This window comes from Hyphomonas sp. FCG-A18 (genome assembly GCF_045287255.1).
Taxonomy (GTDB): domain Bacteria; phylum Pseudomonadota; class Alphaproteobacteria; order Caulobacterales; family Hyphomonadaceae; genus Henriciella.
Window position 1 is genome coordinate 1,353,571 of the sequence record NZ_CP137142.1, and the last position, 25,085, is coordinate 1,378,655.

Below are 25,085 nucleotides of genomic sequence, written 5' to 3' on the forward strand. Positions count from 1 at the left end.
GGCATGAAACTCTATCACGCACCCAAGGCGGTCAACCCAGAGCGGACCTTTCATTTCCTGAAGGCCAAAGGCAAGCTGGACGCGGTTGAGATTGTCGAAATCTCGATCATGAAGCAGGAGCATAAAACCCCTGAATACAGGGCGTTATCGCCGTTTTCTCAAGTACCTGTTCTGATTCTGGATGACGGCACCAAGATCACGGAAAGCCGCGCGATCTGTACCTATTTTGAGGACGTGTTTTCTGAACCAAACCTGATGGGCCGGGATGGCAAGGAAAAAGCCCTGATTGAAATGTGGGATCGGCGGATCGAGTTCATGCTGATGTTGCAGTTCGCCACCTGGTTCCGCAATGCCCATGAGATGATGGCCCCGCTTGAAAAACCGCAATCAGCAGAAGCCGCCGCAAAAGGGGAGCGGAACGCGAAAGCCTTTGCCAAACGCCTTGATGCGCATCTGGCTGAGCATGAGTGGCTTGCGGCGGATCGGTTTTCGATTGCCGACATTACACTGTACCTGACATGCGGCTTCTGTGGCGTGATGCGCTGGAAGCCCCATCGCGAGCATGAGGCGCTTGGTCGCTGGTATGATACAGTAAAAGCGAAATTTGCGGCAGAGTAGGGGCTTCACATTTTCGGACGACTCCCTTAGGAGGCCGAAAAGGGAGCTCCCCACATGCAAATCCGACAAGCTATTACCTTTGACGACGTGCTTCTCCAGCCTGGCGCCAGCGAAGTGACTCCGTCAGAAGTTGCCACCCATACCCAACTCACCAAATCGATTGGGCTGAATATCCCGCTGATCTCAGCGGCGATGGATACCGTCACCGAAGCGCGCCTTGCCATTGCGATGGCGCAGGCTGGCGGTATTGGCGTTATTCACCGGAACCTGTCGATTGAGGAACAGGCCGCCGAAGTCACGCAGGTGAAGAAGTTTGAAAGCGGCGTGGTGATGAACCCGATCACGATCGCGCCGACGGCCACTCTGGCTGAATTGAAAGCCCTTAAAGACCAGACCGGATTTTCCGGTATTCCAGTGGTCGACAAGGGCAAGCTGGTCGGGATCATCACAAACCGTGATGTCCGCTTTGCACCAGACCTGAACCAGCCTGTGTCGAGCCTGATGACGCGCGATGTTGTGTCTGTGACGATGGATGTGCCGATTGAGCAGGCGCGCACGCTCTTGCACAAGCACCGGATTGAGCGGGTTGTCATCGTCGATGGGGATAATCGTTGCCTCGGTCTGTTGACGGTCAAGGATATGGACAAAGCGGCGGTTAATCCGAATGCTGCCAAGGATGATAGCGGGCGTTTGCGTGTTGCTGCCGCCTCCACAGTTGGCGATGCCGGATTTGAACGCACAGCGGCTCTGATCGAAGCTGGCGCAGACGCAGTGATCATCGACACGGCACATGGCCACTCAAAGGCGGTTGGTGAAGCGGTTACGCGGGCCAAGGGGCTGTCTAACTCGGTTCAGATTATTGCGGGCAATGTTGCGACAGGCGAAGCCACCAAGGCCCTGATTGATGCGGGTGCAGATGCCGTGAAGGTCGGGATTGGACCGGGCTCAATCTGCACAACACGGATTGTGGCCGGGGTTGGTGTTCCACAGCTCACAGCGATTGAGGATTGCGCAAAAGCGGCTGCCGCAAGTGGCACGCCTGTGATCGCCGATGGTGGCATCAAGTTCTCCGGCGATTTTGCCAAGGCGCTGGCGGCCGGAGCGTCCACAGCCATGATGGGCTCGATGTTTGCGGGCACTGAAGAAGCGCCGGGTGAGGTCTTCCTGTATCAGGGCCGCAGCTATAAAGCCTATCGCGGTATGGGCAGCCTCGGCGCAATGGCGCGGGGCTCAGCCGATCGCTATTTCCAGAAAGATGCCGCAACTGACAAGCTGGTCCCGGAAGGGATTGAGGGGCAGGTACCGTTCAAGGGACCAATCGGTCCAATCGTGCACCAGATGGTCGGCGGCCTGCGCGCTGCGATGGGCTATGTCGGCGCGGCGACGATTGCTGAACTGCATGAGAAAGCGACATTTGTTCAGATCACGGGGGCTGGTTTGCATGAAAGCCATGTCCACGATGTGAAGATGACGCGTGAGGCGCCGAATTACTCGCTGAGCAGGGGGTAGGGGGCTCCGGTTGAGCCAGTGTGCAAACATTGTCTCAAATGGAGCTGATACAGAGCCGTCTAAGAAGCGACGCTTCGTGGTTATGGGCGTTTTCGCGAGGCCTTGGATACAAAATTCGATAATCAACATTATGGGAAATAATGAATATGGCTTTTGAGATAGATGGGACGAAGACGCCGTTTCAACAACTCGTGGCCATAATGGCAAAGCTGCGTGATCCGGATGGCGGCTGCCCCTGGGATATTGAGCAGGATTTTGCCTCTATCGCCCCTTACACAATCGAAGAAGCTTATGAGGTCTCTGACGCGATTGATCGCGGCGATATGAGCGACCTGCGCGATGAGTTGGGTGACCTGCTGCTGCAAGTTGTCTTTCATGCACAGATGGCCGCTGAGGCTGGGCATTTTACTGTCGATGAGGTTGCACACTCGATTAATGAAAAGATGATCCGCCGTCATCCGCATGTCTTTGGCAGCAATACTGATATTGATAGCGCCGATGCGCAAACGGCGGCCTGGGAAGATGTTAAAGCGGCTGAGCGCGCTGCGAAGGGGGAAAGCGATAAGCCCCAGAGTGCTTTGGACGGGGTAGCGGTTGCCCTCCCCTCCCTTTTGCGCGCTGAGAAATTGCAGAAGCGCGCAGCGCGCACCGGGTTCGATTGGACCGACCCAAGCGACATTTTTGATAAGCTCGATGAGGAAACCGCTGAGGTTAAAGATGCTGTAGCGTCTGGCGATGCCTCTGCGATTGAGGATGAAATCGGCGATTTGCTCTTTGTCGGTGCCAATCTGGCCCGACGCTTCAAAGTTGATCCTGAACAGGCTCTAAAACGCGCTAATGCGAAGTTTGAGCGGCGTTTTCGGTTAATGGAACAGCTCGCCACAGACCGTGGACACGACTTTAGCGCGCTGAGCCTGGATGAGCAGGAACAGCTCTGGCAAGAAGCCAAGAAACTCTAAAGATCTGTTTTAAAACGGGATTTCCAGCGTCCGACATCCTTTAACGCCAGCGATGCAATGATCTTTGTCTCGCCTGTCTCCAGATAGACTTCTTCTTCAATAATCGCATTCTCGTGCAGCCAGGCGCGCTTCTCCCCTTCGGCAGGTGAAAGTACCAGCTCTGTGATAACGCGGCCCGTACCGATTGCGGCTTCAATTTGCCTTTGCAACTCTTCCACGCCGTCGCCTGACAGAGCCGAGACGAGAACGGCTCTTGGCTCTTCCGCCCGGGTCGCTGCTAGACTGAGCGCCTCATAGCGCTCTGGTGAGAGCATATCGGCCTTGTTCCAGACCTCCAGGATGGGTGGAAGCTCGGCATCCATTGTCTCTGAAAGGCGATTCAGGACCGCTTCAACATCGGTTTTTTGACTCTCATCCACTTCGCTGGCGCGATCACGAACATGCAGGATCAGATCAGCCTCCAGCACCTCTTCCAAGGTCGCGCGGAAACTGTCGATCAGGTGGGTTGGCAGGTCTGTAATGAAACCAACCGTATCGATCACAGCGGCTTCGCCGAGATTAGGCAGCGTCATCTGGCGTACTGTCGGATCAAGTGTCGCGAACGGCATATCCTTGGCGAGCACATCGGCTTCGCATAGGCGATTGAACAGCGTTGACTTGCCGGCATTCGTGTAACCGACCAGTGCAATGATCGGTTTACCGGCTTTGCGCCGCCCCGCCCTCTGCACCCCGCGCGTCCGGCGGACATCGGCGAGATCCCGGCGTAAGCGCTCAAGCTGGCGGTCGAGCATCCGACGGTCAGCCTCAAGCTGGGTCTCCCCTGGACCACCAAGGAAGCCCTTGCCACCACGTTGGCGTTCAAGGTGGGTCCATGTTCGCACCAAACGTGAGCGCTCATAGAGCAATCGCGCCAGTTCGACTTGCAGGATGCCTTCGCGGGTTAGCGCGCGCAGACCGAAGATTTCGAGGATTAACCCAGTTCGGTCGATGACTTTGGCATGAAGGTGATTTTCGAGATTGCGTTGCTGGACCGGGGTGAGCGTGGCGTCGATGATCACAAGATCAGGCTTATGGGTCTCAACATCGGTTTTGAGGCGCTCCAGCAAGCCACCTGAGAGCAGGAAGCGCGGGGTTGGGTTACGCACCTGTTCCGAACGCAGGATGACAGCTTCACAACCCAGTGCCTCTGTGAGGCCCTGAGTCTCTTCCATACGTTCAGGTGTTGGCCGATGGGCCAACTCTGTCCAGGGAATGATAACGACCGCGGTACTGGCAGCCGTTTCAGCGACTTGGTTCAAGCGCCGTCCGTTCCGTCATCGTCAAAGAGTTGTACTGGCGCACCCGGAGCAATGGTTGAAATTGCGTGCTTATAAACCAGTTGTGGTGGACGACCGTCCCCACGAAGTAACACACAAAAGTTGTCGAACCAGGTGACAACACCTTGAAGTTTAACACCATTCACAAGGAAAACTGTGAGTGGCGTCTTTGATTTACGGACCGCATTTAGAAATGTGTCCTGGAGGTTCTGCTTTTTATCTGAAGACATTTTGTCTTGCCTTTCTGTTATCAAGCAGCGGCTAAATCGATTATCGCGTTTTGGCAAGTCAACCGTGAGTTATGAGCGCCAAAAAGATGGATTCAGCGCAGGCAAAAGTGCGATCACTTCCAGCCGCCCCAAGATCATTCCCAATAACGCAGCCAGTATCACTGCTGGATGATCTGAATCAATCTGGTCGACCAGAATATGCCCGGCATTGGCAATAGCGCCGATGGTAATGCGGATTGCACTGTCAAAGCCGACATCCATGAAGCTGAGAAACAAAATACCGAAGACACAGGCGATAATATAGCCCACCAGATAGACCCAAACCCCGATCAGCGATTCTTCTGTTTGTTTGATGCCTCGAAACTGCAAGTGCTGCACGCTGCCGCGATAACCGAGCTGTCGAAATTCTGCGCCGACGCGCCGGGTCAGCAGAATCATTCGGGAGAGTTTGATTCCGCCAGCTGTCGAAAGAGCGGCCCCACCGATCAGAACCGGAAACAGGATCAGGACAAGCGGCAATCGATCGAGTCTGGCTGGGTCTATGAGTTGCATGCCACTGGTCGAAATCGATGAGAGAGACCACCCTGCAGCGGACAGAATGGGTAGTCCCGCAATAAACGCCAGGAAGGCTGCAAGGAAGAACAGACCTGTGAAGCTGATGGTTTCCGGGTCCACCAGAATCCGACCTGGACGACCATTATAGATGTCATCGAATAGGAGCACGCCGAGCGTGCCACCCACTAAGCCGAGAACCAGCATGCCCAGCAGAAAAGGGTTCAGGCCGGGAATTGGCTGCACCGCAAGTTCCGGGTTCACTAAGCCCGTCGTTAAGGCGCTAACGCTTGCCGATAAGGCATCTCTGGGTGCAATGCCGCCACTGATCAAGATGAAACAGAGCAAGCTGCAGAGGAAGAGCAGCGTAATCGCCATGATACGGAGTGTGGGCGCAACGGCTGTAAAGAAACTGCCCTCAGGGATGGTGAAGAAGCGGCTGCGATGGATGCCTGGGCCACCAAGATTTAGAGCCGCGAAGACGGTTACAGCAATGGTCAGGGCAGCAATCCCGCCCAGCAAGTGAAGCATGGCGCGCCAGATCAGGATGCTCGCTGGCATATTCAAGGATGGGTCGACGAGGGAATGCCCCGTCGTTGTCAGATTGGAGGCTGCCTCATAGATCGCTATCAGCAAGCGGGGCTCTCCCTCACTGGTCATAAGGTAGAATGGTGCAGCAAGGGTAATGGGGGTCAATATCCAGAACAGGATCGCAACAGCCAGACCATCAATCGGACGCGACCGCCGGAGCGGTTTGTCGGTCAGCAAAAGGACTGAACCCGAAAGCGCGGATAATCCCCCTGCCATAGCTGCAAAGACAGTAAAGAACTGATACTCGCTCGCGGTAACCGCAAATAAGGCAGCCAACAGGTTCATCGCGGCCATAACCAGGCCGCCCAAAGCCAAGACGCGAACAACAGAGAGATGGTTCATTCTAACCCCTCGCCTGTATCCTAGAAGAAGGTTGAGCTAACGCGGAAGTATTGCTCCACCTTGCGGGTTTGGCTGGTTTCGTAAAACATCAGCAAATGATCTTCCGGCTCGATACGGAGATTTTGCGTTGGGAACAGCACCTCCCCCTCGCGGATAACCGCTGCTGCCGTAACGCCGTCCGGCAAGTCATCATAGTCCACGCGCTTACCAACCAGAGAGGAAGTTTCCAACGTGATCCCTTCGGCAATCTCGGCATCACCATCTTCCAGTGACTGAACCGAGACAATCCGACCCCGGCGCAGCTTGGTAAGAATACGGGAGACACTCAAGGCACGTGGATCGAGCACGGCATCAATATTCAGATCGCCTGCCAATGCTACCAACTCGGTCGCATTCACCAGGACATGTGCTCTCTGTGCCCCAAGCCGCTTGGCGAGTTTGCCGATCAGCATATTGGTTTTGTCATCGTCTGTAACCGCGATCACAATGTCCGACCCGGCGACGCCCGCTTCGTCTAGGATATCACGGCTCAGGCCATCACCGTTGATGACAACCGTCTGTCGCAGGACCGAGACCGCACGGTCAGCCTTTTCCTCTGAAGCTTCGATCAAGCGGACGCGAGCGCCGCTTGTTTGTTCCATCGTGCGCGCAACATGCAGACCGACATTGCCGGCCCCGACAATGATGATCCGGCGCAAGTCCTCATTACTCTTATTGAACAATTTGTAGAGGCGCGGCGTGTCGCGGCGACTGACTGCGACATAGGCTGTGTCGCCTTCCTGAAGCTGGTCTGTGCCACGCGGGGCAATAATCCTGGACTTGTGGCGGATACCAATGATCCGGGCCTGCAAGTCTGGAAAGAGGCCAGCGAGCTGATTGACGGCCGTATCGACGAGCGGGCTATCGCTGTCGACTTTCATACCAAGGATTTGCAACTCACCGCTTTCATAAGCGATGCTGGAAACGGCTCCGGGGCTTTTGATGCGCTGCAGGATGGCCTCGCCAACTTCAATCTCTGGCGAGATGAGCATATCGATGGGGAAGCCATCGCGCGAAAACAGGTCCGTATTGGCCTTATCGAGATAGGCTCCGGCCCGAACGCGGGCAATCTTGGTTGGGAGCGAGAAGAGCGTATCGGCAATCTGGCAGATCACCATGTTGATCTCATCAAAATGTGTGACGGCGATTAGCATCTCTGCCGAGTCTGCCCCTGCCGCGCGCAGCGTATCAGGGTAAGCCGCATTGCCGATGACGCCCTGAACATCCAGATCCGTCTGGACCCGTTCAATCAGGTCAGGCGCCTCATCGATCATGGTAATATCGTGGTGCTCTTTCGCGAGTTGGCGGGCAATGCCCTGACCGACACGCCCTGCCCCGCAGATTATCACGCGCATTAGGTGCTCTCTACACGACTTTCAGAGGCTTTTACCCCAAGAGCCTTTAATTTTCGGTGTAGAGCCGAGCGCTCCATGCCAATAAATTCGGCTGTTCGGGAAATATTCCCGTCAAATCGGGTGATTTGCAGGGTCAGATACTCGCGTTCAAACCGTTCGCGCGCATCGCGCAGCGACAGACCGACAAGCTCAGTCGAGACCGTCGAGTTCAGGCCGCGATCCTTGTCATTATTGTCGAGCGGGAGTTCCTCAACTTTCACATCGCCTTCGGCTGCGCCTCTTGAGAGGATCAGAACCCGCTCCACCAGATTGCGGAGCTGACGGACATTACCCGGCCAGTTCATTGACTGGAGAACCGCGATGGCTTCGGGTGAGAATGGCCGCGGTGTGAGGCCGGAACTGTCAGCGATGCGCCCGGCAAAGAAGGTGATCAGGTCCGGAATATCATCACGGCGGTCAATCAATGACGGCACCGTGACCGGCACCACGTTCAGGCGGAAGTAGAGATCCTTACGGAAGCGCTCTTCGTCTATGGCCTCTGACAAATCCGAGGTTGAAGATGACATGACCCGGACATCGACATGCACATCAGATTTACCATTGACGCGCTGGAAGCGTTGCTCCGTCAAGACGCGCAGGATTTTGCTCTGTGTACCAAGTGGCATCTCGCCAACTTCGTCGAGCAGGAGTGTCCCGGCATGGGCTTTTTCAAACACGCCAACCTTGGTTGGCAGGCCATCAGGCCCTTCTTCCCCGAACAGTTCACTTTCCATGCTTTCAGGGGCAATATTTGCGGCATTGATCACCACAAATGGTCCGGAGGCGCGGTTTGACTTCTGGTGAATGAGTTGCGCGCAGAGCTCTTTGCCTGTTCCGGCTTCGCCCGTAATCATGATCCGGGAATTGGTTGGGCCAACCTTATCGATAGATTGTCGCAGCGCGGTGGCAGCCGGGCTGTCTCCAATCCATTGCGCAGACTTGCCACTGATCGATTTCAGGGCCTCGTTCTCACGCTTGAGCTGAGCCGATTCAATCGCCCGCTCGATAAGGTGAACCAGTTTCGCTGACTTGAATGGCTTCTCAATGAAGTCGTACGCCCCCCGGCGGATTGCAGCGACGGCCGTTTCGATATTGCCATGCCCACTGATTACGATGACCGGCATGAGCGGATCAATCGCTTTCATGTGTTTCAGGACGGTCAGACCGTCCATATCACTGCCCTGTAGCCAGACATCGAGTACAACGAGACTGGGCGTTCGCGATTGCATTTGCGCCAACGCATCATGGGAGGTTGCGGCGAGACGAACACTGTGCCCCTCATCCTCCAGAACACCAGCGATTAGCTCGCGTATGTCCTGTTCATCATCAACAATCAGAATGTCAGTGGTCATGAGAGAGCCTCCGCGGGGGCATTGTCAGCTATGGGGGATGTGGTTGTGCCGGCACTCCAGGCCGGCAAGGTGATGCGCACGGTCGCGCCATGGTCGCCATCCAGGCGCTCCATTAATTGGATTGAACCGCCATGATCCATGATGATCCGGTTCACAATGGCCAGACCCAAACCTGTGCCGCCTTCGCGCATAGTGACGTAAGGTTCAAGCAGACTGTCGCGGGCATCGGGTGGGAAACCGGGACCATTATCATTGATCACGACCTCAATCTGATCATGATCAATCAAGCGGGACTGCACGAGAATTTCACCGACGGTTTCGGTTTCCGGGCCGCGTGAGTTAATTGCCTCGGCGGCATTCTTAACGAGATTACCGAACGCTTGTGACAGCAAGCGCTCGTCGCCGAGGAGTTTCTGGGCCTGCTCATCACTGTCCAGCCGGATCTGAATATCGGGCGTCACGACTTGCTGCGCGAAAATCACTTCGTTGAGCAAGGCTGTCAGGTCACAAAGATTTGGAGAGGGCTTCGGCATCCGGGCAAAGTCAGAGAATTCCTGGACCATACGGCCAATATCACTGACCTGGCGCAAGATTGTGTTCACGCAGCGCTCAAATACGCCACTATCATCTTCGATCTTGTCTGAGTAACGCCGCTTCAGGCGTTCCGCGGAGAGTTGAATCGGCGTGAGAGGATTGCGGATTTCATGGGCGACACGGCGCGCAACATCACGCCAGGCAAGCTGGCGCTGGGCCGTTACGAGGCGAGTGGCATCGTCGAGGGTGATGATACGGCCACCTGACCCATCCGGCCCAACTTTCAGGCGGACATGGCGGGTTTCGCCTTCAACATTCAGGTTCACAGAGAGGTCTGCAACACTCGCCTGCCCAAGGTCATCGCTGAACACTTCAGCAATTTCTGGTGCTAGGCTGGAGAGATCATCGCCCTCTTCCACGCGGCGACCGAGCAAAGCTTCCGCAGAGGGGTTGGCAAGCGTCACGCGGCCAGCTTGGTCCAAGCGTATCACACCAGAACTCATCTCTGCGAGCAGAGTCTCGACAAAGATACGGCGGACATCGGCGTCTTCGCGTGCCTGGACGAGATCGCTTCGGCGTTGATCCAGGGTCTGGGTCATGATGTTGAACGAGTGGGAGAGGTCTTCCACTTCATCGCCCGTTTCCGGTAAATTCACGGTCACGCCACCCTTGCCTCTTGCGACTTCACCGGCAGCGGTGGCAAGGCGCGTGATCGGGTCAGAGATGCGTTCAGCGGCACTTTGCGCGAGGCGCACAGATAAGAGCAGGACCAGAGCGACGATTTGCAAATAGGCCCATACGAACAAGGTCTTGGTTTGCGAACTGCGTTCTTCAGCGAGCCGGTAATCGGTCAGGTTAGCCTGCGCGCGCTCAAGACGCAGCGCCATATCAGTATCAAAGGGTTTGACCAGGTAGAGATAGGCCCCGTCTATATTCGCCAGACGTTTCAGGGAGGTGGCGACCCCCTGCCCCTGATAACTGGTGACGACGACATCATCATTTTGCGCGTCAACGAGTGCGCGCGGGCTGGGCTGCGGGAAGGCAGCACTGGGGCCGAGATTTGTTCCGGTCGCCAGCACTTGCCCTGTGTCATCAACGACGAAAGCTCCGGCCATATTCCGCAGGTAACCCTGAATGCCGAGATATTCTTCAAATCGCACCTTATCGCTGGTCAGCCCAACTGCAGCATTGTTGATGTCAATCGCGACATTGCGTGTGTCTTCCTCAAAGACTTCCTCGGACTCAACGAGGCTTTCACGCGCCACAGTCGCGGTTTCTTCAACCAGGGTAAAGACACGCTCACCAAACCAGGTATCGATCCCGCGCGAGATGCTTGCCCAGAGGAAGATACTGACGACCAGCGCTGGAATCATCGCTGACATGGCAAAAAGCAGCATAAAGCGCCGGGCAAGGCGGCCACCCTTGTCGCGGCCACGACTGCGCACGGCAAGGTAGCGGGACACAACGGCCCATGCCATCCCCGCAAGTAGCATAGTGTTAAGCGCAAGAAGCACACGCAAGAGCTGTGGAATTTCATCCGTCGGGTTTGAGCGCGCCAAGGCAATAAACGTCACGGCCGCACTGATAGCTGCAGCCAGAACGAAGACACCCTGAAAGACCACACTTGGCCTTCCGGACAGTTTATGTGCGGGAGACTGACTCACACGACCTCTACACAGACATGTCGCACATTCGCAACACTGCGACTTTAAAGCAACACAATGCCGTTTCGTCAATCAGGTATCTGCAAGTCCCAAGGCACGCATGCGGGCTCTAAGCGTATTGCGATTAAGCCCGAGCAAGGCTGCAGTCTTGAGCTTATTGCCCGATGTGATGGTCAGCGCGAGCTTGATCAGCGGGCGTTCGACCTGCTCCAGAACCTTTTGGTAGATACGTTCATCGGAAGCATCGCCTTTAAGGAGATCGGCCATGACATGCCGATTGAGCAGGGTTTCGATCTCATGCTCAAGAGAGGCTTGGGCTGTGAGGTCTTTGAGGCTTTCGGCTCGTAACTCGCGCTCAACATCGCGTTGCGAAATGACAGGATCACTGCTGAGAGCGGCAAGACGGAAGATCAGGTTTTCCAGCTCACGAACATTGCCCGGCCAATCATAAGCAAGCAGCAGGTCCATCGCGCTAGGTTCAACTTCCTTGCGTGCGAGACCGCGCTGTTCTGCACGAACAAGGAAGGCTTGAACCAGTTCAGGGATATCCTCCTTGCGTGCGCGCAAAGGCGGCAGATCGATGCGGACAACATTGATGCGATAATAGAGGTCCTCCCGGAACGCGCCCTCATCGACAAGGCGGGACAGTGGTTTGCGGGTTGAAGCGATGATGCGTGCCCCACCCTCTTCCCGCAGGAGTTTCACAAGCTGGGTTTGCGCATCCAATGGCAGGTCGCCAATTTCATCGAGATAAAGCGTGCTGGTCTCGCTATGGGCGAGGCCTTCGGTGCCAGATTTCCCAAACAGCTGTGTGCTGACGTCCTCCGGCGTCATGGTTGCAAGATCAATCGCGTGGAAATCGCCAGTTCGCTCTGTACTGAGATCATGCAGAGCGCGTGCAGCCAACTCTTTGCCTGTCCCGGATTCGCCCTCGATCAGCACCGTCAGATCCGTATTCATTACCCGGCTGATAACACGATAGACATCCTGCATGAGGGCTGAGCGTCCAACGAGTGGTAGCGGATTGGGCGCAGTTTGGGACAAACGCGGCTTCGGCGAAGTTGTCCCTTTACCCGATTTCAAAGCGCGAGCGACGGTTTCAGAAAGCTGATCAATATCGAATGGCTTTGGCAGATAATCGAAGGCGCCATGTTCAGCAGCGGAGGCAGCCGTCAGAATGGTATTCTGGCCACTCATTACGATGATGGGCAGATCCGGACGCGCCAGACGGAAGGATGGCAGAAGGTCAAAAATCGGCGTGTCGGTCAGGTAAACATCTGTGACGATAATATCACCTTCACCGTTGCGCACCCAGCGCTCCAAAGCCTCTGGTGAGCTGGTTGCACGTACCGCATACCCTTCGCCAACCAGGGTTTGATTAACGATCAGGCGGATACTGGCATCATCTTCGGCGAGCAATACGGTTTTCTGGCTCATTTTTTTGTTTTCCGTAATAGCGGCAAATAGATGGAGAAACGGGTGTCCCCCGGTTTGCTGGTGAGTTTGATGCGGCCCTGATGCGCGGAAATGATTTCACTCACGACACTTAGGCCAAGCCCCCTGCCCCCGGACTTTGATGACGAGAAAATCTGGAACAGCTTGTCGCGGCGCTCCTGTGGAATGCCCGGACCATTATCACGAATGGTCACGCGGATCGCGCGCCCGAGCCTTTGTCCGCTTCGCAAACCAGCAATAGCGAACCCGGTTTCAAACGCAGTTTCAACCGTCACGGTTGGTGAGGATGCAACATCCAGAGCAGCCTCGCTGGCATTTCGGATCACATTCAGGAAAGCCTCATGCAGGTGATCCTGATCACCCATAATCTCTGGCAGTGACGGATCATAGCGGCGCTGAAACCTGACCTTGTCGACAAAGACGACTTCTTCAGCGCTGAGAATACGATCGAGCAAGGCATGGATGTTGAAACTGTCAAAGCGTGGTGCAGAGAACAGCTCAAACGCCGATAGGCGCGAGATCAGACGTTCAATCCGCTTGGTTTCATCAAGGATGATCGAAAGGAGCGGCTCTTCGTTTTGATCAGCAGAGCGCTTCAGCAATTGCGCTGCCCCAGAGATGCCTGCGAGGGGGTTCTTCACCTCATGGCCAAGAATACGTCCAAAGGCGGCAACGCCCGGACCGTTCTCCACAACGTCAGGATCATTGGCCTGATTGAACGCGATGACAACACTGGTTGCATCGGCCGGGCGCAAACGCAGATCAACGATCAGCGGGGCACTGAAACCCGGACCATTGAGCACAACCCCGCCTGCGCTCAGGGTGCCATTTTGTGAAAGCGTCTTGTCGATGAGCTCAAAGATGGGTGAGTCGTGGAAGACAATCTCACTCAGCGGTTTGCGTAGCATGACGCGCGATGACTGGCGCAGCATGGATTGCGCCATCTGGTTGGCTGCGACGACGCGGCGCCGCGCATCAATCTGTAACAGGCCAAAAGGGGCGAGGTCAGCAAGGTCAATCAAGGCGGTCACGCAGCGACCTCCAGCACAGCACCTTCATAGAGGTGACGCAGGCGTTTGATCAGCAAAGACGGATCATCAATCTGACAGTATTCTGCGCGCAAAACCCGCCGGGTTTCAGGTGTCAATGGCAGGTCGATCTGGTCAATGCAGGCCGAAACATGCTTCCGGACCATTCGGATGCCGAGATAGTCGCCGTAAAGGGCAAGGCTGTCTTCGACTTGCTCGCTCAGACTATCACACTGCTCGGTGAGTGTTGGTTCTGTATAGGCGCGGCCATCGAGGTGCGCGGCGATCTGGCCGGGCAACCAGGGCCGGCCCATCGCGGCGCGGCCAATCATGACGCCAAAGGCCCGCGAGTCCGTTAGCGCCTGATCCGCCGTTTCAAGGCTAGCAATATCCCCGTTTGCGATAACAGGCAGATCGACGGCTTCGACTGTGTCTCGTATTGCGGCCCAATCGGCGTTGCCTTTGTAGAACTGGCAGCGTGTGCGGCCATGCACTGTCAGCCATTGAATGCCGCGCTCTTGCGCTGCCAGACCAATTTCCGGCGCATTCAGAAGATCATGATCCCAGCCAAGGCGCATTTTCAGTGTGACCGGAACAGGCCCTGCCCCTTCAAGCGCCGCATCGATGATCCGCAGCGCCAGATCAGGCTCGCGCATCAGGGCTGAACCGGACTTGCCACCCGTCACTTGTCGGGAGGGGCAGCCCATATTGATATCAATGACATCAACCCCAAGCTCTCGCAGTAAGGCAGCCGCTGCGCGCATATCCTCGGGTCTGCGGGCAGCGAGCTGAACAATCCACAGCCCTTCCCCATCATGGCGACAGGTCTTGCGCACCATATCCGGACGTGAAGCGACCAGCGCCTCCCCAGCCACCATTTCTGAAACAACAGCAGGCGCTCCAAACCGGACGACCTGTCGCCGGAAAGCCGCATCTGTCGAGCCAGACATCGGGGCGAGCCACACCCGCTCTGCCTTGAATTGGGGCATTCTTAACATTGTCACACTCAAGCATATTACTGCACTGCACAATAGTCAGGCAGTGCAAACATAGTACCGGAGCAGGTATTCGTTGTGGCTTTTTGGCATCACACCGCCTAATCAGAGCTGATGAAGACTCACGCAATCATAGTCGCTGCGGGTAAAGGTGAACGCGCTGGAGGTGGCATACCGAAACAGCGCCAGATGCTTTGTGGAAAGCCTGTTTTCCTATGGAGTGTTGAGGCGTTTCTGGCGGCGGCAGCGATTGAGCAGATTGTTCTGGTTGTGCCCGTTGGAGAAGCTGATCTCTATCGCGAAACGCTGGGCCGTGACGGTGTTTTGGTGGTGGAAGGCGGTGCCAGCAGGACAGCTTCTGTTCTGAATGGCCTGAATGCGTTGGAAGGGGCAGCGGAGGATAAAGTCCTGATCCATGATGCTGCGCGGCCTGGTCTTGATCAGTCAACAATCGCAGCCCTCATAGGCGCTCTGGAGGAGGCAGACGCGGCGGCTCCTGCTCTGCCCGTCATTGATGCGCTGAAACGCCAACTTGGCGCTCAACTTGAAACTGTTGCGCGTGATGAGCTTTATCGGGTGCAAACCCCGCAAGCGTTTCGAGTAGGCGAAGTTCGAAAAGCGCTCGAGGCTTTAACCGGGCCTCTAGTCGATGATCTTGCCGCAATTGAGCAGGCTGGTGGCAGCGTCAAACTGGTTGAAGGCCGCGAAACCCTGAGCAAAATTACATGGCCGGGTGATCTGGCGCGTATGGAGAAAGAGCTGATGCAAACCGTTGCACTGCCAAAGATTGGAACAGGCTTTGATGTGCATGCATTTGCAGAAGGCGATCACGTTACCTTGTGCGGTGTGCAAATCCCGCATGATCAGGGCCTTGCTGGGCATTCCGATGCCGATGTTGCCTGGCATGCGCTGACGGATGCGATTCTGGGTGCGCTGGCGCTCGGCGATATTGGCGATCATTTTCCGCCCAGTGATCCACAATGGAAAGGCGCGGCGTCTTCGGTTTTCCTCAAACACGCTGTGAGCCTTGCGCAGGATAGAGGTTTTGGGATTGGCAATTGCGACCTGACCCTGATCTGTGAAGCCCCCAAGGTGAAACCGCATCGGGAGGCGATGCGGCAAGCGACCGCCGGCTTGCTTGGAATACCTATTGATGCTGTCAGCGTTAAGGCCACCACGACGGAAGGCTTGGGTTTTACCGGAAGACGCGAAGGCATTGCGGCGCAGGCGGTTGCGGTCTTGTCTCCCCTGCCCGCTTCATCATAGGGTCGCGCCATGTTTCCAGATCGTATCCGAAATCTCGCTCTGCTCGTTATGGATGAAGCGATTGAGCGCCGTGTGAAGATCGCCACGGCGGAAAGCTGCACGGGTGGGCTGCTTGCGGGGCTTTTCACTGAGTTTGCAGGCTCCTCGAAATTGCTTGAGCGCGGCTTCGTCACCTACTCTAATCAGGCCAAGGCCGAAATGCTGGGTGTCGCTGGTGACGTATTGGCGGACTATGGCGCGGTGTCTGAAGCTGTGGCCCGTTTAATGGCCGAAGGCGCGCTGGAAAACAGCCGAGCCAATCTCTCCATTGCTGTAACAGGTATTGCAGGACCAGGCGGTGGCACACCCATGAAGCCAGTGGGTACAGTGCATATTGCCTGCGCACGTGAGAATAGGGCCATGCTGCACGAAATGCTGGTTCTGGGTGATATTGGCCGATCAGAAATCAGACTGGCGACAATAGAAGCCGCCCTGAACATGATCCGGGTGCAGATTTAGCTGCTTGGCTTACCGTAGCGCCGATCCGCCTCACTCATGAAAGAAGCCATGATCCGATCCACGGCCAGTCTTGTATTGGCCTTAGCCAGCATGCGGAGAACCGGATTTCGGAATTCGTAGTCGATCAGGAAATGAATGGCTGTCTGACCGTCAGACATCTGTTCGAATCGCCATTGATTGCGTAGATGCCGAAACGGGCCGCGATCGAGCGAAACATCTATCTGACATTTGTCTGGGTCGCCAACGACGTGGGTTGAGAAACGTTCCTCGAAGCCACGAAAGCCCACAAAAGCCGTTCCCGTACATTTGTACAAGTCTTCTTCTATGCGTTCGTTCGAGACCGTAAGGCTTTGAATCCATTTTATAAAGTTTGGGTATTGTTGAATATCACGGACAAGTTCGTACAAGTCCGCGGGTTTATGCCTGACAATCAGTTTTTCCCTAAGACGCGGCACGAGCCAACTGTTCCTGACGCGCCGCACGGAGGCGCTCAAAGTCCGAATCCGCATGATAGCTTGATCGCGTCAACGGAGAAGCAGAGACAATCAGGAAGCCTTTAGACAGGGCAATTTCCTCATAAGCCTTGAACTCATCCGGGCTGACATAGCGATCGACGGCAGCATGCTTGCGCGTTGGCTGGAGGTATTGGCCAATGGTCAGGAAGTCGATGCCGGCTGAGCGCATATCGTCCATGACCTGCATGACCTCTTCCTTGCTCTCGCCCAAGCCAACCATCAGGCCAGACTTGGTGAACTGGCTCGGATCGCGCTCTTTGACTTTCTCAAGCAGGCGCAGCGAGTGGAAATAACGCGCGCCGGGGCGAATGGAGAGGTAGAGCCGCGGCACGGTTTCCAGATTATGGTTGAAGACGTCCGGCTTTGCATCAATGACTTTCTGTTCCCAGCCATCCTTTCGCAGGAAGTCGGGGGTCAGGATCTCAATCGTAGTCCCGGGTGAAGCTTCGCGGATCGCATTAATCGTGTGCACGAAGTGCATCGCGCCGCCATCGTCGAGATCATCCCGGTCAACGGATGTGATCACGACATGCTCAAGGCCCATTTCGGCGACGGCCAGCCCAACCCGGCGCGGCTCATCAAGGTCAAGCGGATTGGGCTTGCCCGTTGAGACATTACAGAAAGAGCATGCACGGGTACACGTCTCGCCCATGATCATCATGGTCGCGTGTTTCTTATCCCAACACTCGCCAATATTCGGGCAGCCAGCCTCTTCGCAGACCGTGACCAACCCCTTGGACTTTACGATCTCGCGGGTCTCTGCATATCCTTTGGAAACAGGAGCCTTGACCCGAATCCAGTCGGGCTTGCGCATGACCGGGGTGTCCGGGCGATTGCGCTTCTCAGGATGCCGATGCTTCGGCTTCATATCAATGAGCGTTGCCATACACCGCTAAATGGCGCGGAACGCCCGCTTCTGCAAGCATACCTTTAGCATAGGTGTGTTGCAGACGCCTGTGAGACGCTACGGAAAGCCTTGCCCGCTTCACCAAGTGTGACAGATTGTTGCAAGAAAGTGAATCCTTGGAGCATAGTCTTCTTATGACAGATTTTACCCCCCCTGCCCCACGACCGTGGAAGGCATCGCGTGCAAAAACCGATATTCTTTCCGCGATCATAGATGCCGCCAAGACGTTCGGAAAATCGAAGATCGCGATTGTTGATGGTGATGGCACCAAGGTTGATTACAAAACCATTCTGCGTGGGACGTTTGCGCTCGGGTCCGCTCTCGGCAAGCGGTTTAAGAAGAATGAAACCGTAGGCATTATGTTGCCAACAGGCACCGGCGCTGTCGTGGCGTTCTGTGCAGTTCTGGCGTCTGGACGTTTGCCAGCGATGCTGAACTTTACGGCTGGGTCGGCCAATATCAAAGCCGCGATGAAAGCAGCCCAGATCACCAAGATTGTGACTGCGCACAAGTTCATTGATTTGGGCAATCTTGAGCCACTGGTGGCAGAGCTCGATGATGTGGCGGAATTTATCTATCTGGAGGACGTGCGCGAGCAGCTTGGCCTGATGGATAAGGTCGCGGGTGGCCTTGGCCCAATCATGCCGGGTCTATTCCATAAGAAACAGAGCCATAAGAAGCCGGGCGTGGTGCTCTTCACGTCGGGAACCGAAGGCGAGCCGAAAGGTGTGGTCCTGTCCCACCACAATATTGTTGCCAATGTCGAACAGGTGCGCTCGCATATTGGCCTCTCGCCAGAGCATGACAGTGTCTTCAATCCGCTGCCGACCTTCCACTGTTTCGGTCTGACGGTTGGCGCGATCTTGCCTCTGGTTGCGGGCGTCAAAGCAGTCTTCCACCCAAGTCCGCTGCAGCCGCGCGAGATTGCCAAGCGGATCGCCGAGAATAAGGCGACGATCCTTCTGGCAACCGACACATTCATTTCGCAATATGCCCGTGTCGCCGGTGATGGCGATCTCGATAGTGTGCGCCTTGCAGTTTGCGGCGCTGAGCGGGTACGTGATGAGACCCGCGCCTTTGTGCGCAAGAAGTTCAATATCGAAATCCTGGAAGGCTATGGTGCGACCGAGGCTGCGCCTGTTGTTGCTGCCAATAGTCTGGAACTAAACAAGCCCGGCACGGTTGGACGGCTGCTCTCGGATATGGAATATGATCTGGTGCCCGTTGAAGGCATTGAAGATGGCGGCAAGCTGCGCATTCGCGGGCCGAACATCATGATGGGCTATATGCGTTCGTCAGCCCCCGGTGTCATTGAGCCTACCAATGAAGGCTGGCATGATACGGGCGATATTGTTGCGATTGATGAGGATGAGTGTATCCGAATTCAGGGCCGGGTGAAGCGGTTTGCCAAGATTGGTGGTGAGATGGTGTCCCTCGCGGTGGTAGAGAATTGTGCCAGTGCGATCTGGCCTGATCACATGCATGCCGCGGCGACCCTGCCCGACCCCCGTAAAGGTGAGCAAGTCGTGCTGATTTCTACGGCTGAAGAGGTTAACCGCGCCGCCATTTTGGCCTGGGCACAATCCCACGGCGTGTCAGAACTCTCTGTGCCGCGAAAGGTCTTCCATGTCAGTGAAGTGCCCGTACTCGGGACAGGAAAGATTGACTATGGCGGCGTCAATCAAATGGTCAAAAGCCTGACCGAGAGCTAACCCGTTTCACGCTCATTGAATTTCTTGATTGAGCGTTTTGTTTTGGCAGGACGCTCTGACAGAGCCACGACCTTGTCTGTATCCGTTGCCATTGCAACAGGTGGAGAGATTGTCATCAAATGGCCGAGCTTCTCAATCGGTTGCGGTCGACTGAACATGAAACCCTGTAGTTCCGCACAGCCATTATCACGTAGGAAGTCTGCCTGTCCCGGCGTTTCTACCCCCTCGCCGGTACAACGCATCTTGAGCGCTTTTGCCAGAGACAAGGTGGCACGGGTAATCGCGCGGCTATCTTCGTCGGTTTCCAACTCCTCGGTGAAGCACTTGTCGATCTTGAGTTTATCGAATGGGAATTGACGCAGATAACTCAAGGAGGAGAATCCCGTACCGAAATCGTCAAGCGCGATGCGAACGCCCAGATTCTGAATTTGCCCAAGGCGCTGCATCGTGAACTTGGCGTCGTTGATCATGACGGATTCAGTGATCTCTAGCTCGATCCGTGATGGGTCTACCCCCGATGTTGCCAGCGCATTTACCAAAGTTGGTAAAAGGTCCTCAGAATGGATTTGAACCGGCGATACATTTATCGCAACCCGGATATCGTCTGGCAAGCGCGCAGCACTCTCAATCGCCTTGCGTAAGGTCCAGGAGCCTATACGGGTTATCAGGCCATTATCTTCGGCAAACTCTATAAACCCTTCTGGACCGAGAATGCCTCTTTGGGGGTGGTTCCAGCGCAGCAAGCTTTCGCAAGCAACAACGGCGCGGGTTTCAGCATCAACAATAGGTTGAAAGAAAAGCTCCAACTCATTGTTATCAATGGCATTTTGCAGCTCCGCCTCAAGCTGTCGCTCGCCGCGCATGCGCTCTTCCATTGTATGGTCGAACATGCACCACGAACCGCGTTCCCGCAGCTTGGCCGCGTGAAGAGCTGTGTCAGCCTGTTTGAGAACTTTTGCCGTATCATAGATGCCATGCGGCAGGATCTTAACCCCAGCCGAGGCCCGACATGTCAACAGACTGTCCCAGATACTGTATGGCTTCTCTAAGGCAGCCATATAGTGATCAACCCTGCCCCTGATGGCGGCATAATCAGATGCATGATCGACCAAAGCGAATTCATCACCTGAAATGCGTGAGACAAAACCGTTTTCGCTCACCAAAGTCCGCAATCGGTCTGCGACCGCGCGTAACATCTCATCGCCAGCCTCATGACCAACCGTATCATTGACCCATTTGAAGCGATCGAGGCCAAACCAGACAATAAACCACTCGCCATCCTTTGAACTGCGCGTGCTTTCCAATGCTCGGAGCGCACGTGTAAAACTGTTCCGATTGGCGAGGCCTGTCAGCTCATCATGGTGCGCCATGAAATCAATCTGTGCTTCGATCTTCCGGGCTTGCGTAATATCGGAAATGACCCCGCGATACCCTTCAAAGCGGCCATTCTGAAAAAGCGGTCGACCTGTAACAGACCACCAACACGTGACGCCTTCGCGTTCGGTTTTCACGGCGATATCCTTAAACGGATGACGATCGCCAATCGCGGCCATGAGAGCTTCAAGAGTGTCGCTGCTTTGGAACTGCTGCAGGAAGTTTTCGCCGACCAAGGCATTCCAGATAGATCCTGTGTGATGACTCGCCACCATTTGCGGGAGCTCAGTGATCACCCCCTCAGCATCCGTTTGCCAGAGCATATCTGACGCATTCTCTTCAAAGTCTCGCAGCAGAAGACCAATCACCTCGGTCTGGTGTTCCAGGGCATCCTGACTGAGATGCTGATCTGCAAATTGAGTGTATGCGAGGCGGCTACCAAAATACAGCATCGCCCCGTATACGATGGTAATGATGGAGAGGAGGTCATTGTGAGGATCTTGCTGAATTTGCAGCGCGGCAAGCATGCCCACAATGATCGGTAGAACAAAGCCCATGGCCGCGTCTGGCATGCGTCCGATTAAGAGAACGCCCCCAAACATTGTCGCTGTCAGAATGATGCCGGCGAGCGCAAACGCCATGTCATCTCCAACTGGAAAAGACATGAGCGGCACTATCGCCCAAAATACGCCAATCAGCGTCGACCCGCGCGTAAACCGACGCATGCGCGCCTCGCTCGATAGCGTTTGCGCCTGTCCCTGATGGCGCACATGAGTGATCATGATGTAACCCATGACGCAGTACAGGGCGATCGCCCAGAGGGAGAATAAATTGCCAAGCGGCCCGCGACCAAACATCAACAACATCACGCTGCTGTTCAGAAAACCGGCCAGCATGGTCACTGTGGTTAGTTCGCTGACACTCTTAAGCTGAGCCAGGCGCAGACGTTCAGCCTGGTCGTCGCTCATGGCTATGTCGCTCACCAGATGCTGCAGGCCTGCTGTCCTCGACAGTCCCTCTAGCCATTGAAGCCCCATTTGCATGCCCTCATAAGTGCTCTCATTTTGGGTATAGTAAAAAGAGGTGAATATGGATGAAGCGAGGTCTTTGAAATTTCATCGATATCTGACTATGCCTTTGGATATAGGAGATATTTTATGAGTTCGAACGTTGTCATCCTGACCTTAGACCAGGGCACGACCTCAACACGCTGTCTGGCGATCAATGCCGCAGGCGCAATAGTGGCAACAGCGCAGAAGGAGTTGCCCCAACACTATCCTGAGCCGGGCTGGGTTGAACATGACGCTCAGGACATTTGGCGCGATAGCCTGACCTGTTTGCAGCAAGTGGTTGAAAAACTGCGAAATACATACAGTCCAATTGCACTGGGCATCACTAATCAGCGCGAAACCACGATCATTTGGGATCGTGAGACGGGTCAGCCGATCCATAAGGCCATCGTCTGGCAGGACCGACGGACAGCTTCGACTTGCAATAGCCTATCGCGCGATGGTCATGAGAGCATGGTGACCGACAAAACAGGATTGTTGCTCGACCCCTATTTCTCCGCCACGAAGATTAGCTGGATCCTCGATCATGTTGACGATGCACGCGCCAAAGCTGAGCGTGGGGAGCTGGCTTTTGGCACGGTTGAGAGCTGGCTGGTCTGGAAGCTGACCAATGGCGCCGTGCATGTCAGTGATGAGACCAATGCGGCGCGCACGTCGCTTTACAATATTCATAGCGGAACATGGGATGAGGCGTTGTTGCAGCTCTTCAATGTGCCGCGCGCGATCCTGCCGGACGTCGTGCCAAGTGCTGGACAGGTCGGTGAAACCAATCGCGACATTACCGGCGTCCAATTGCCGATCACAGGACTAGCTGGCGATCAGCAATCCGCCGCTTTTGGGCAGCTATGCCTGAAGCCCGGTATGTTGAAATCGACCTATGGCACAGGTTGTTTTGCCCTGATGAACACGGGCAGCGTCGCCAAGCGTTCAGCCCACAAATTGCTGACGACACGGGCCTGCCGGATTGGCGCCGATCCGCAATATGCGCTTGAGGGGTCAATCTTCATGGCCGGCGCGATCAGCCAATGGCTGCGTGATGAGATGGGGCTTGTCGCCAGTGCCGCTAAAACTGAAACAGTGGCCCAATCGGTTGCCAACACGGGCGGGGTTTATCTGGTCCCGGCCTTTGCAGGCCTTGGCGCGCCATATTGGGATAGTGAAGCGCGCGCAGCCATTTTTGGTATGACCCGAAATACCGGACAGGCTGAGTTGGTTAGAGCGGCATTGGAGGCCGTCGCCTACCAAACGCAGGATTTGATGCAGGCTTTCGCGGCAGATGGCGGTGCACCAGCCCTGATCCGCGTCGATGGCGGCATGGCGGCCAATAGCTGGCTGATGCAGACCATCTCCAATGTTACGCAAACGCGGTTGGAACGCCCGGCTAATCTTGAAACGACAGCTTTAGGCGCGGCCTTCCTTGCGGGGCTCAGCGTTGGGCTATGGCCGGATACAGATGCACTGGCCGGGCTTGGCGGAATGATGACTGGCTTTGAGCCGATTGCCGATGGCGCATGGCGGACAGAGGGGCTGAAAGGCTGGTCTGCAGCGGTTGAGGCCACACGCCTCTATGCCAGCCACCTAGATTAGCGTTTCAATCACCAGGCCATCATAGCCCGGCTCAACACCTGCTGGCAGGTCCTTGCATAGGGTCTGATAGTCGAGATCGACATGAAGGTTGGTCAGGACGGTTCGTTTTGGGCGAAGCTCCTCGACCCATTCCAGCACTCTATCGAGATGGGCGTGTGAGGGATGCGGGGTATACCGCAAAGCATCAATCACCAATACGTCCAGACCCTGCAAGATCACCTTGCTGGTGTCCGGCAAGTCATTGAGATCATTGCAATAAGCCAGATCACCGATCCGGAAGCCGAGCGAACGGATGCGGCCATGCTCCTGATCAAGAGGAAGCCAGTCCATCTCTCCGCCCGGACCAGATAGGGAGAAAGGCTCATATGCGGCAATTCGGGGTTGAACATCCAGAATGGCGGGATAGCCCCCTGCTCCTTCAAACGCATATCGGAATTTCGGGATCAGGGTGCTGGCCGTGGCTTCATCGAGGTATGTCGGTAAGGCTTTGCGGGTGCGGATGACGAGAGGCCGGATGTCATCAACACCATGGGTCTGGTCAGCATGGTCATGGGTGAAGACAAGCGCATCGAGGTGATCCACATAAGCATCCAGCAATTGCTCACGCAGGTCTGGTGAGGTGTCGATCAGGACGCGCGTTACCGCTTCAGGGGCTTCCTGCGCAAAAACTTCCACAAGGGCAGAGCATCGCCGACGGCGGTTCTTCGGCTCATTAGGGTCACAAGCGCCCCAGTCATTGCCAACACGCGGGACGCCACCGGATGAGCCGGTCCCAAGCAGGGTGAAGCGTAGCGTCCGCATTAGGCGCTCACCCGCGCAAACAGGCGAAGGGCATTCTCTTCCGTGCGCTTGGCAATGTTATCGCGCTCTGTCTCATGTAGTGCGGCCAAAGCATCGGCGACGTAAGGCAAGTGAGACGGCTCATTGCGGCGCCCTCGCAGCGGCATGGGTGAGAGGTACGGGCAATCGGTTTCGAGAATGACCCGGTCGAGTGGTACATCCTTGATCACCGCCCGCACGTCATGCGCGTTCTTGAAGGACAGGATGCCGGAGACAGAGACAAAGGCCCCGAGGGCGAGACCCCGCTGGGCCAGACGTGCGCCGCCTGTGTAGCAATGCAGGAGAATTGGGAACGCGCCTTTGGCATATTCCTCTTCCAGTATGTCGCCAGTCAGATCGTCCGCCTCACGGGTATGTACGATGACAGGAAGACCCGTTTCGCGCGCGGCAGTGATATGGGTGCGGAAGCTCGCTGTCTGCTGTTCCAGAGCGCTGTATCCGTAGTGCAGGTCGAGGCCGGTTTCCCCGATGGCGACGACTTTTGGGTTGGTGGCGCGTTCGATCAGGTCTTCAGGCGTTGTTTCTGTGAAGTCCTTGGCATGGTGGGGATGCGTGCCGACGCTGCACCAGATGTCATCGTTTGCTTGCGCAATGCTGAGCACTTTTGGGAAACTGTCGAGCCGCTCGCAGATGGCCAGCATGCGTGTGACGCCAGCTTCCCGTGCGCGGGTCAGCACCTCTTCGAGATCAGACTCAAAAGCCTCGGCGTGCAAATTGACATGGGTATCGAACATAGGG

General features: G+C 55.8%; 21 protein-coding genes. 7 read left to right on the top strand and 14 right to left on the bottom strand.

Features of this window, described 5'->3' with window-relative positions; all coding sequences use genetic code 11:
* Positions 1-3: 3 nt before the first annotated feature.
* The 3 genes from RYZ27_RS06735 to mazG all read left to right on the top strand — a co-directional run bounded on the left by RYZ27_RS06735 (position 4) and on the right by mazG (position 3,086).
* Complete coding sequence (locus RYZ27_RS06735) at positions 4-618, top strand: glutathione S-transferase family protein (protein ID WP_406681620.1); 615 nt, start codon at positions 4-6, stop codon at positions 616-618.
* A 54-nt stretch (positions 619-672) separates the two neighbouring features.
* Entirely contained in the window at positions 673-2,127 is a 1,455-nt protein-coding gene (guaB, locus tag RYZ27_RS06740) for an IMP dehydrogenase (RefSeq protein ID WP_406681621.1), read from the top strand.
* Positions 2,128-2,273: 146 nt separating this feature from the next.
* The gene (gene mazG / locus RYZ27_RS06745) at positions 2,274-3,086 is read left to right on the top strand and encodes a nucleoside triphosphate pyrophosphohydrolase (protein ID WP_406681622.1); all 813 of its coding nucleotides are present in this window, start codon (positions 2,274-2,276) and stop codon (positions 3,084-3,086) included.
* Here the strand turns inward: mazG and hflX are convergent.
* The 9 genes from hflX to RYZ27_RS06790 all read right to left on the bottom strand — a co-directional run bounded on the left by hflX (position 3,083) and on the right by RYZ27_RS06790 (position 14,572).
* Positions 3,083-4,384, bottom strand: coding sequence for a GTPase HflX (gene hflX, locus RYZ27_RS06750; protein ID WP_406681623.1), 1,302 nt, complete (start codon positions 4,382-4,384; stop codon positions 3,083-3,085). The genes mazG and hflX overlap by 4 nt on opposite strands.
* Entirely contained in the window at positions 4,381-4,632 is a 252-nt protein-coding gene (gene hfq / locus RYZ27_RS06755; protein WP_406681624.1) for an RNA chaperone Hfq, read from the bottom strand. Before hfq ends, hflX begins: the two co-directional genes overlap by 4 nt.
* Positions 4,633-4,701: 69 nt before the next feature.
* On the bottom strand, positions 4,702-6,117 hold the full coding sequence (locus RYZ27_RS06760; protein ID WP_406681625.1) for a potassium transporter TrkG: 1,416 nt from the start codon (positions 6,115-6,117) through the stop codon (positions 4,702-4,704).
* A gap of 20 nt (positions 6,118-6,137) precedes the next feature.
* Positions 6,138-7,511, bottom strand: a complete 1,374-nt coding sequence (gene trkA / locus RYZ27_RS06765; protein ID WP_406681626.1) for a Trk system potassium transporter TrkA — start codon at positions 7,509-7,511, stop codon at positions 6,138-6,140.
* Entirely contained in the window at positions 7,511-8,902 is a 1,392-nt protein-coding gene (locus tag RYZ27_RS06770; protein WP_406681627.1) for a sigma-54-dependent transcriptional regulator, read from the bottom strand. Before RYZ27_RS06770 ends, trkA begins: the two co-directional genes overlap by 1 nt.
* A complete protein-coding gene (locus RYZ27_RS06775; protein ID WP_406681628.1) occupies positions 8,899-11,058 on the bottom strand; it encodes an ATP-binding protein in 2,160 nt (719 codons plus the stop codon). Before RYZ27_RS06775 ends, RYZ27_RS06770 begins: the two co-directional genes overlap by 4 nt.
* 114 nt (positions 11,059-11,172) lie before the next feature.
* Positions 11,173-12,537, bottom strand: coding sequence for a sigma 54-interacting transcriptional regulator (locus RYZ27_RS06780; RefSeq protein ID WP_406681629.1), 1,365 nt, complete (start codon positions 12,535-12,537; stop codon positions 11,173-11,175).
* Entirely contained in the window at positions 12,534-13,586 is a 1,053-nt protein-coding gene (locus RYZ27_RS06785; protein WP_406681630.1) for a nitrogen regulation protein NR(II), read from the bottom strand. The genes RYZ27_RS06780 and RYZ27_RS06785 overlap by 4 nt, the downstream gene beginning before the upstream one ends.
* A complete protein-coding gene (locus RYZ27_RS06790) occupies positions 13,583-14,572 on the bottom strand; it encodes a tRNA dihydrouridine synthase (protein ID WP_406681631.1) in 990 nt (329 codons plus the stop codon). Before RYZ27_RS06790 ends, RYZ27_RS06785 begins: the two co-directional genes overlap by 4 nt.
* 120 nt (positions 14,573-14,692) lie before the next feature.
* On the opposite strand from RYZ27_RS06790, the gene RYZ27_RS06795 reads away from it, so the two are divergent.
* On the top strand, positions 14,693-15,844 hold the full coding sequence (locus RYZ27_RS06795) for a bifunctional 2-C-methyl-D-erythritol 4-phosphate cytidylyltransferase/2-C-methyl-D-erythritol 2,4-cyclodiphosphate synthase (RefSeq protein WP_406681632.1): 1,152 nt from the start codon (positions 14,693-14,695) through the stop codon (positions 15,842-15,844).
* Between the two features lie 9 nt (positions 15,845-15,853).
* Positions 15,854-16,342: a CinA family protein gene (locus tag RYZ27_RS06800; protein ID WP_406681634.1), complete on the top strand. Its 489-nt coding sequence runs from the start codon at positions 15,854-15,856 to the stop codon at positions 16,340-16,342.
* Here RYZ27_RS06800 and RYZ27_RS06805 read toward each other — a convergent pair.
* Together RYZ27_RS06805 and lipA are read right to left on the bottom strand one after the other, a co-directional pair.
* Positions 16,339-16,851 (bottom strand): type II toxin-antitoxin system RatA family toxin, encoded by a 513-nt coding sequence (locus RYZ27_RS06805; protein ID WP_406681636.1) that lies wholly within the window; start codon positions 16,849-16,851, stop codon positions 16,339-16,341. The two genes, RYZ27_RS06800 and RYZ27_RS06805, sit on opposite strands and share 4 nt — an antisense overlap.
* Positions 16,784-17,743: a lipoyl synthase gene (gene lipA / locus RYZ27_RS06810; RefSeq protein WP_406681637.1), complete on the bottom strand. Its 960-nt coding sequence runs from the start codon at positions 17,741-17,743 to the stop codon at positions 16,784-16,786. The genes RYZ27_RS06805 and lipA overlap by 68 nt, the downstream gene beginning before the upstream one ends.
* A 155-nt stretch (positions 17,744-17,898) precedes the next feature.
* On the opposite strand from lipA, the gene RYZ27_RS06815 reads away from it, so the two are divergent.
* Complete coding sequence (locus RYZ27_RS06815) at positions 17,899-19,476, top strand: AMP-binding protein (protein ID WP_406681639.1); 1,578 nt, start codon at positions 17,899-17,901, stop codon at positions 19,474-19,476.
* On the opposite strand, the gene RYZ27_RS06820 is transcribed toward RYZ27_RS06815, so the two are convergent.
* Positions 19,473-21,818 carry a putative bifunctional diguanylate cyclase/phosphodiesterase gene (locus tag RYZ27_RS06820; protein ID WP_406681641.1) on the bottom strand — a complete coding sequence of 782 codons (2,346 nt, stop codon included), beginning with the start codon at positions 21,816-21,818 and terminating at the stop codon, positions 19,473-19,475. The two genes, RYZ27_RS06815 and RYZ27_RS06820, sit on opposite strands and share 4 nt — an antisense overlap.
* Positions 21,819-22,007: 189 nt before the next feature.
* Between RYZ27_RS06820 and glpK the strand changes: the two genes are divergently transcribed.
* Entirely contained in the window at positions 22,008-23,507 is a 1,500-nt protein-coding gene (glpK, locus tag RYZ27_RS06825) for a glycerol kinase GlpK (RefSeq protein ID WP_406681643.1), read from the top strand.
* Here the strand turns inward: glpK and RYZ27_RS06830 are convergent.
* Positions 23,499-24,308 (bottom strand): MBL fold metallo-hydrolase, encoded by an 810-nt coding sequence (locus tag RYZ27_RS06830; RefSeq protein WP_406681644.1) that lies wholly within the window; start codon positions 24,306-24,308, stop codon positions 23,499-23,501. The genes glpK and RYZ27_RS06830 overlap by 9 nt on opposite strands.
* Positions 24,308-25,081: a TatD family hydrolase gene (locus RYZ27_RS06835; RefSeq protein WP_406681645.1), complete on the bottom strand. Its 774-nt coding sequence runs from the start codon at positions 25,079-25,081 to the stop codon at positions 24,308-24,310. The genes RYZ27_RS06830 and RYZ27_RS06835 overlap by 1 nt, the downstream gene beginning before the upstream one ends.
* Positions 25,082-25,085: the final 4 nt, after the last annotated feature.

What these genes read in the sequence shown, in the direction of transcription:
- RYZ27_RS06780 (WP_406681629.1), bottom strand. Translation starts at nt 12,537, where the DNA reads ATGAGCCAGAAAACCGTATTGCTCGCCGAAGATGATGCCAGTATCCGC.
- RYZ27_RS06835 (WP_406681645.1), bottom strand. Translation starts at nt 25,081, where the DNA reads ATGTTCGATACCCATGTCAATTTGCACGCCGAGGCTTTTGAGTCTGAT.
- lipA (WP_406681637.1), bottom strand. Translation starts at nt 17,743, where the DNA reads ATGGCAACGCTCATTGATATGAAGCCGAAGCATCGGCATCCTGAGAAG.
- trkA (WP_406681626.1), bottom strand. Translation starts at nt 7,511, where the DNA reads ATGCGCGTGATAATCTGCGGGGCAGGGCGTGTCGGTCAGGGCATTGCC.
- guaB (WP_406681621.1), top strand. Translation starts at nt 673, where the DNA reads ATGCAAATCCGACAAGCTATTACCTTTGACGACGTGCTTCTCCAGCCT.
- RYZ27_RS06820 (WP_406681641.1), bottom strand. Translation starts at nt 21,818, where the DNA reads ATGAGCGACGACCAGGCTGAACGTCTGCGCCTGGCTCAGCTTAAGAGT.
- mazG (WP_406681622.1), top strand. Translation starts at nt 2,274, where the DNA reads ATGGCTTTTGAGATAGATGGGACGAAGACGCCGTTTCAACAACTCGTG.
- RYZ27_RS06795 (WP_406681632.1), top strand. Translation starts at nt 14,693, where the DNA reads ATGAAGACTCACGCAATCATAGTCGCTGCGGGTAAAGGTGAACGCGCT.
- RYZ27_RS06760 (WP_406681625.1), bottom strand. Translation starts at nt 6,117, where the DNA reads ATGAACCATCTCTCTGTTGTTCGCGTCTTGGCTTTGGGCGGCCTGGTT.
- RYZ27_RS06790 (WP_406681631.1), bottom strand. Translation starts at nt 14,572, where the DNA reads ATGCCCCAATTCAAGGCAGAGCGGGTGTGGCTCGCCCCGATGTCTGGC.
- RYZ27_RS06770 (WP_406681627.1), bottom strand. Translation starts at nt 8,902, where the DNA reads ATGACCACTGACATTCTGATTGTTGATGATGAACAGGACATACGCGAG.
- RYZ27_RS06815 (WP_406681639.1), top strand. Translation starts at nt 17,899, where the DNA reads ATGACAGATTTTACCCCCCCTGCCCCACGACCGTGGAAGGCATCGCGT.
- hfq (WP_406681624.1), bottom strand. Translation starts at nt 4,632, where the DNA reads ATGTCTTCAGATAAAAAGCAGAACCTCCAGGACACATTTCTAAATGCG.
- RYZ27_RS06830 (WP_406681644.1), bottom strand. Translation starts at nt 24,308, where the DNA reads ATGCGGACGCTACGCTTCACCCTGCTTGGGACCGGCTCATCCGGTGGC.
- RYZ27_RS06800 (WP_406681634.1), top strand. Translation starts at nt 15,854, where the DNA reads ATGTTTCCAGATCGTATCCGAAATCTCGCTCTGCTCGTTATGGATGAA.
- RYZ27_RS06735 (WP_406681620.1), top strand. Translation starts at nt 4, where the DNA reads ATGAAACTCTATCACGCACCCAAGGCGGTCAACCCAGAGCGGACCTTT.
- RYZ27_RS06805 (WP_406681636.1), bottom strand. Translation starts at nt 16,851, where the DNA reads ATGCGGATTCGGACTTTGAGCGCCTCCGTGCGGCGCGTCAGGAACAGT.
- glpK (WP_406681643.1), top strand. Translation starts at nt 22,008, where the DNA reads ATGAGTTCGAACGTTGTCATCCTGACCTTAGACCAGGGCACGACCTCA.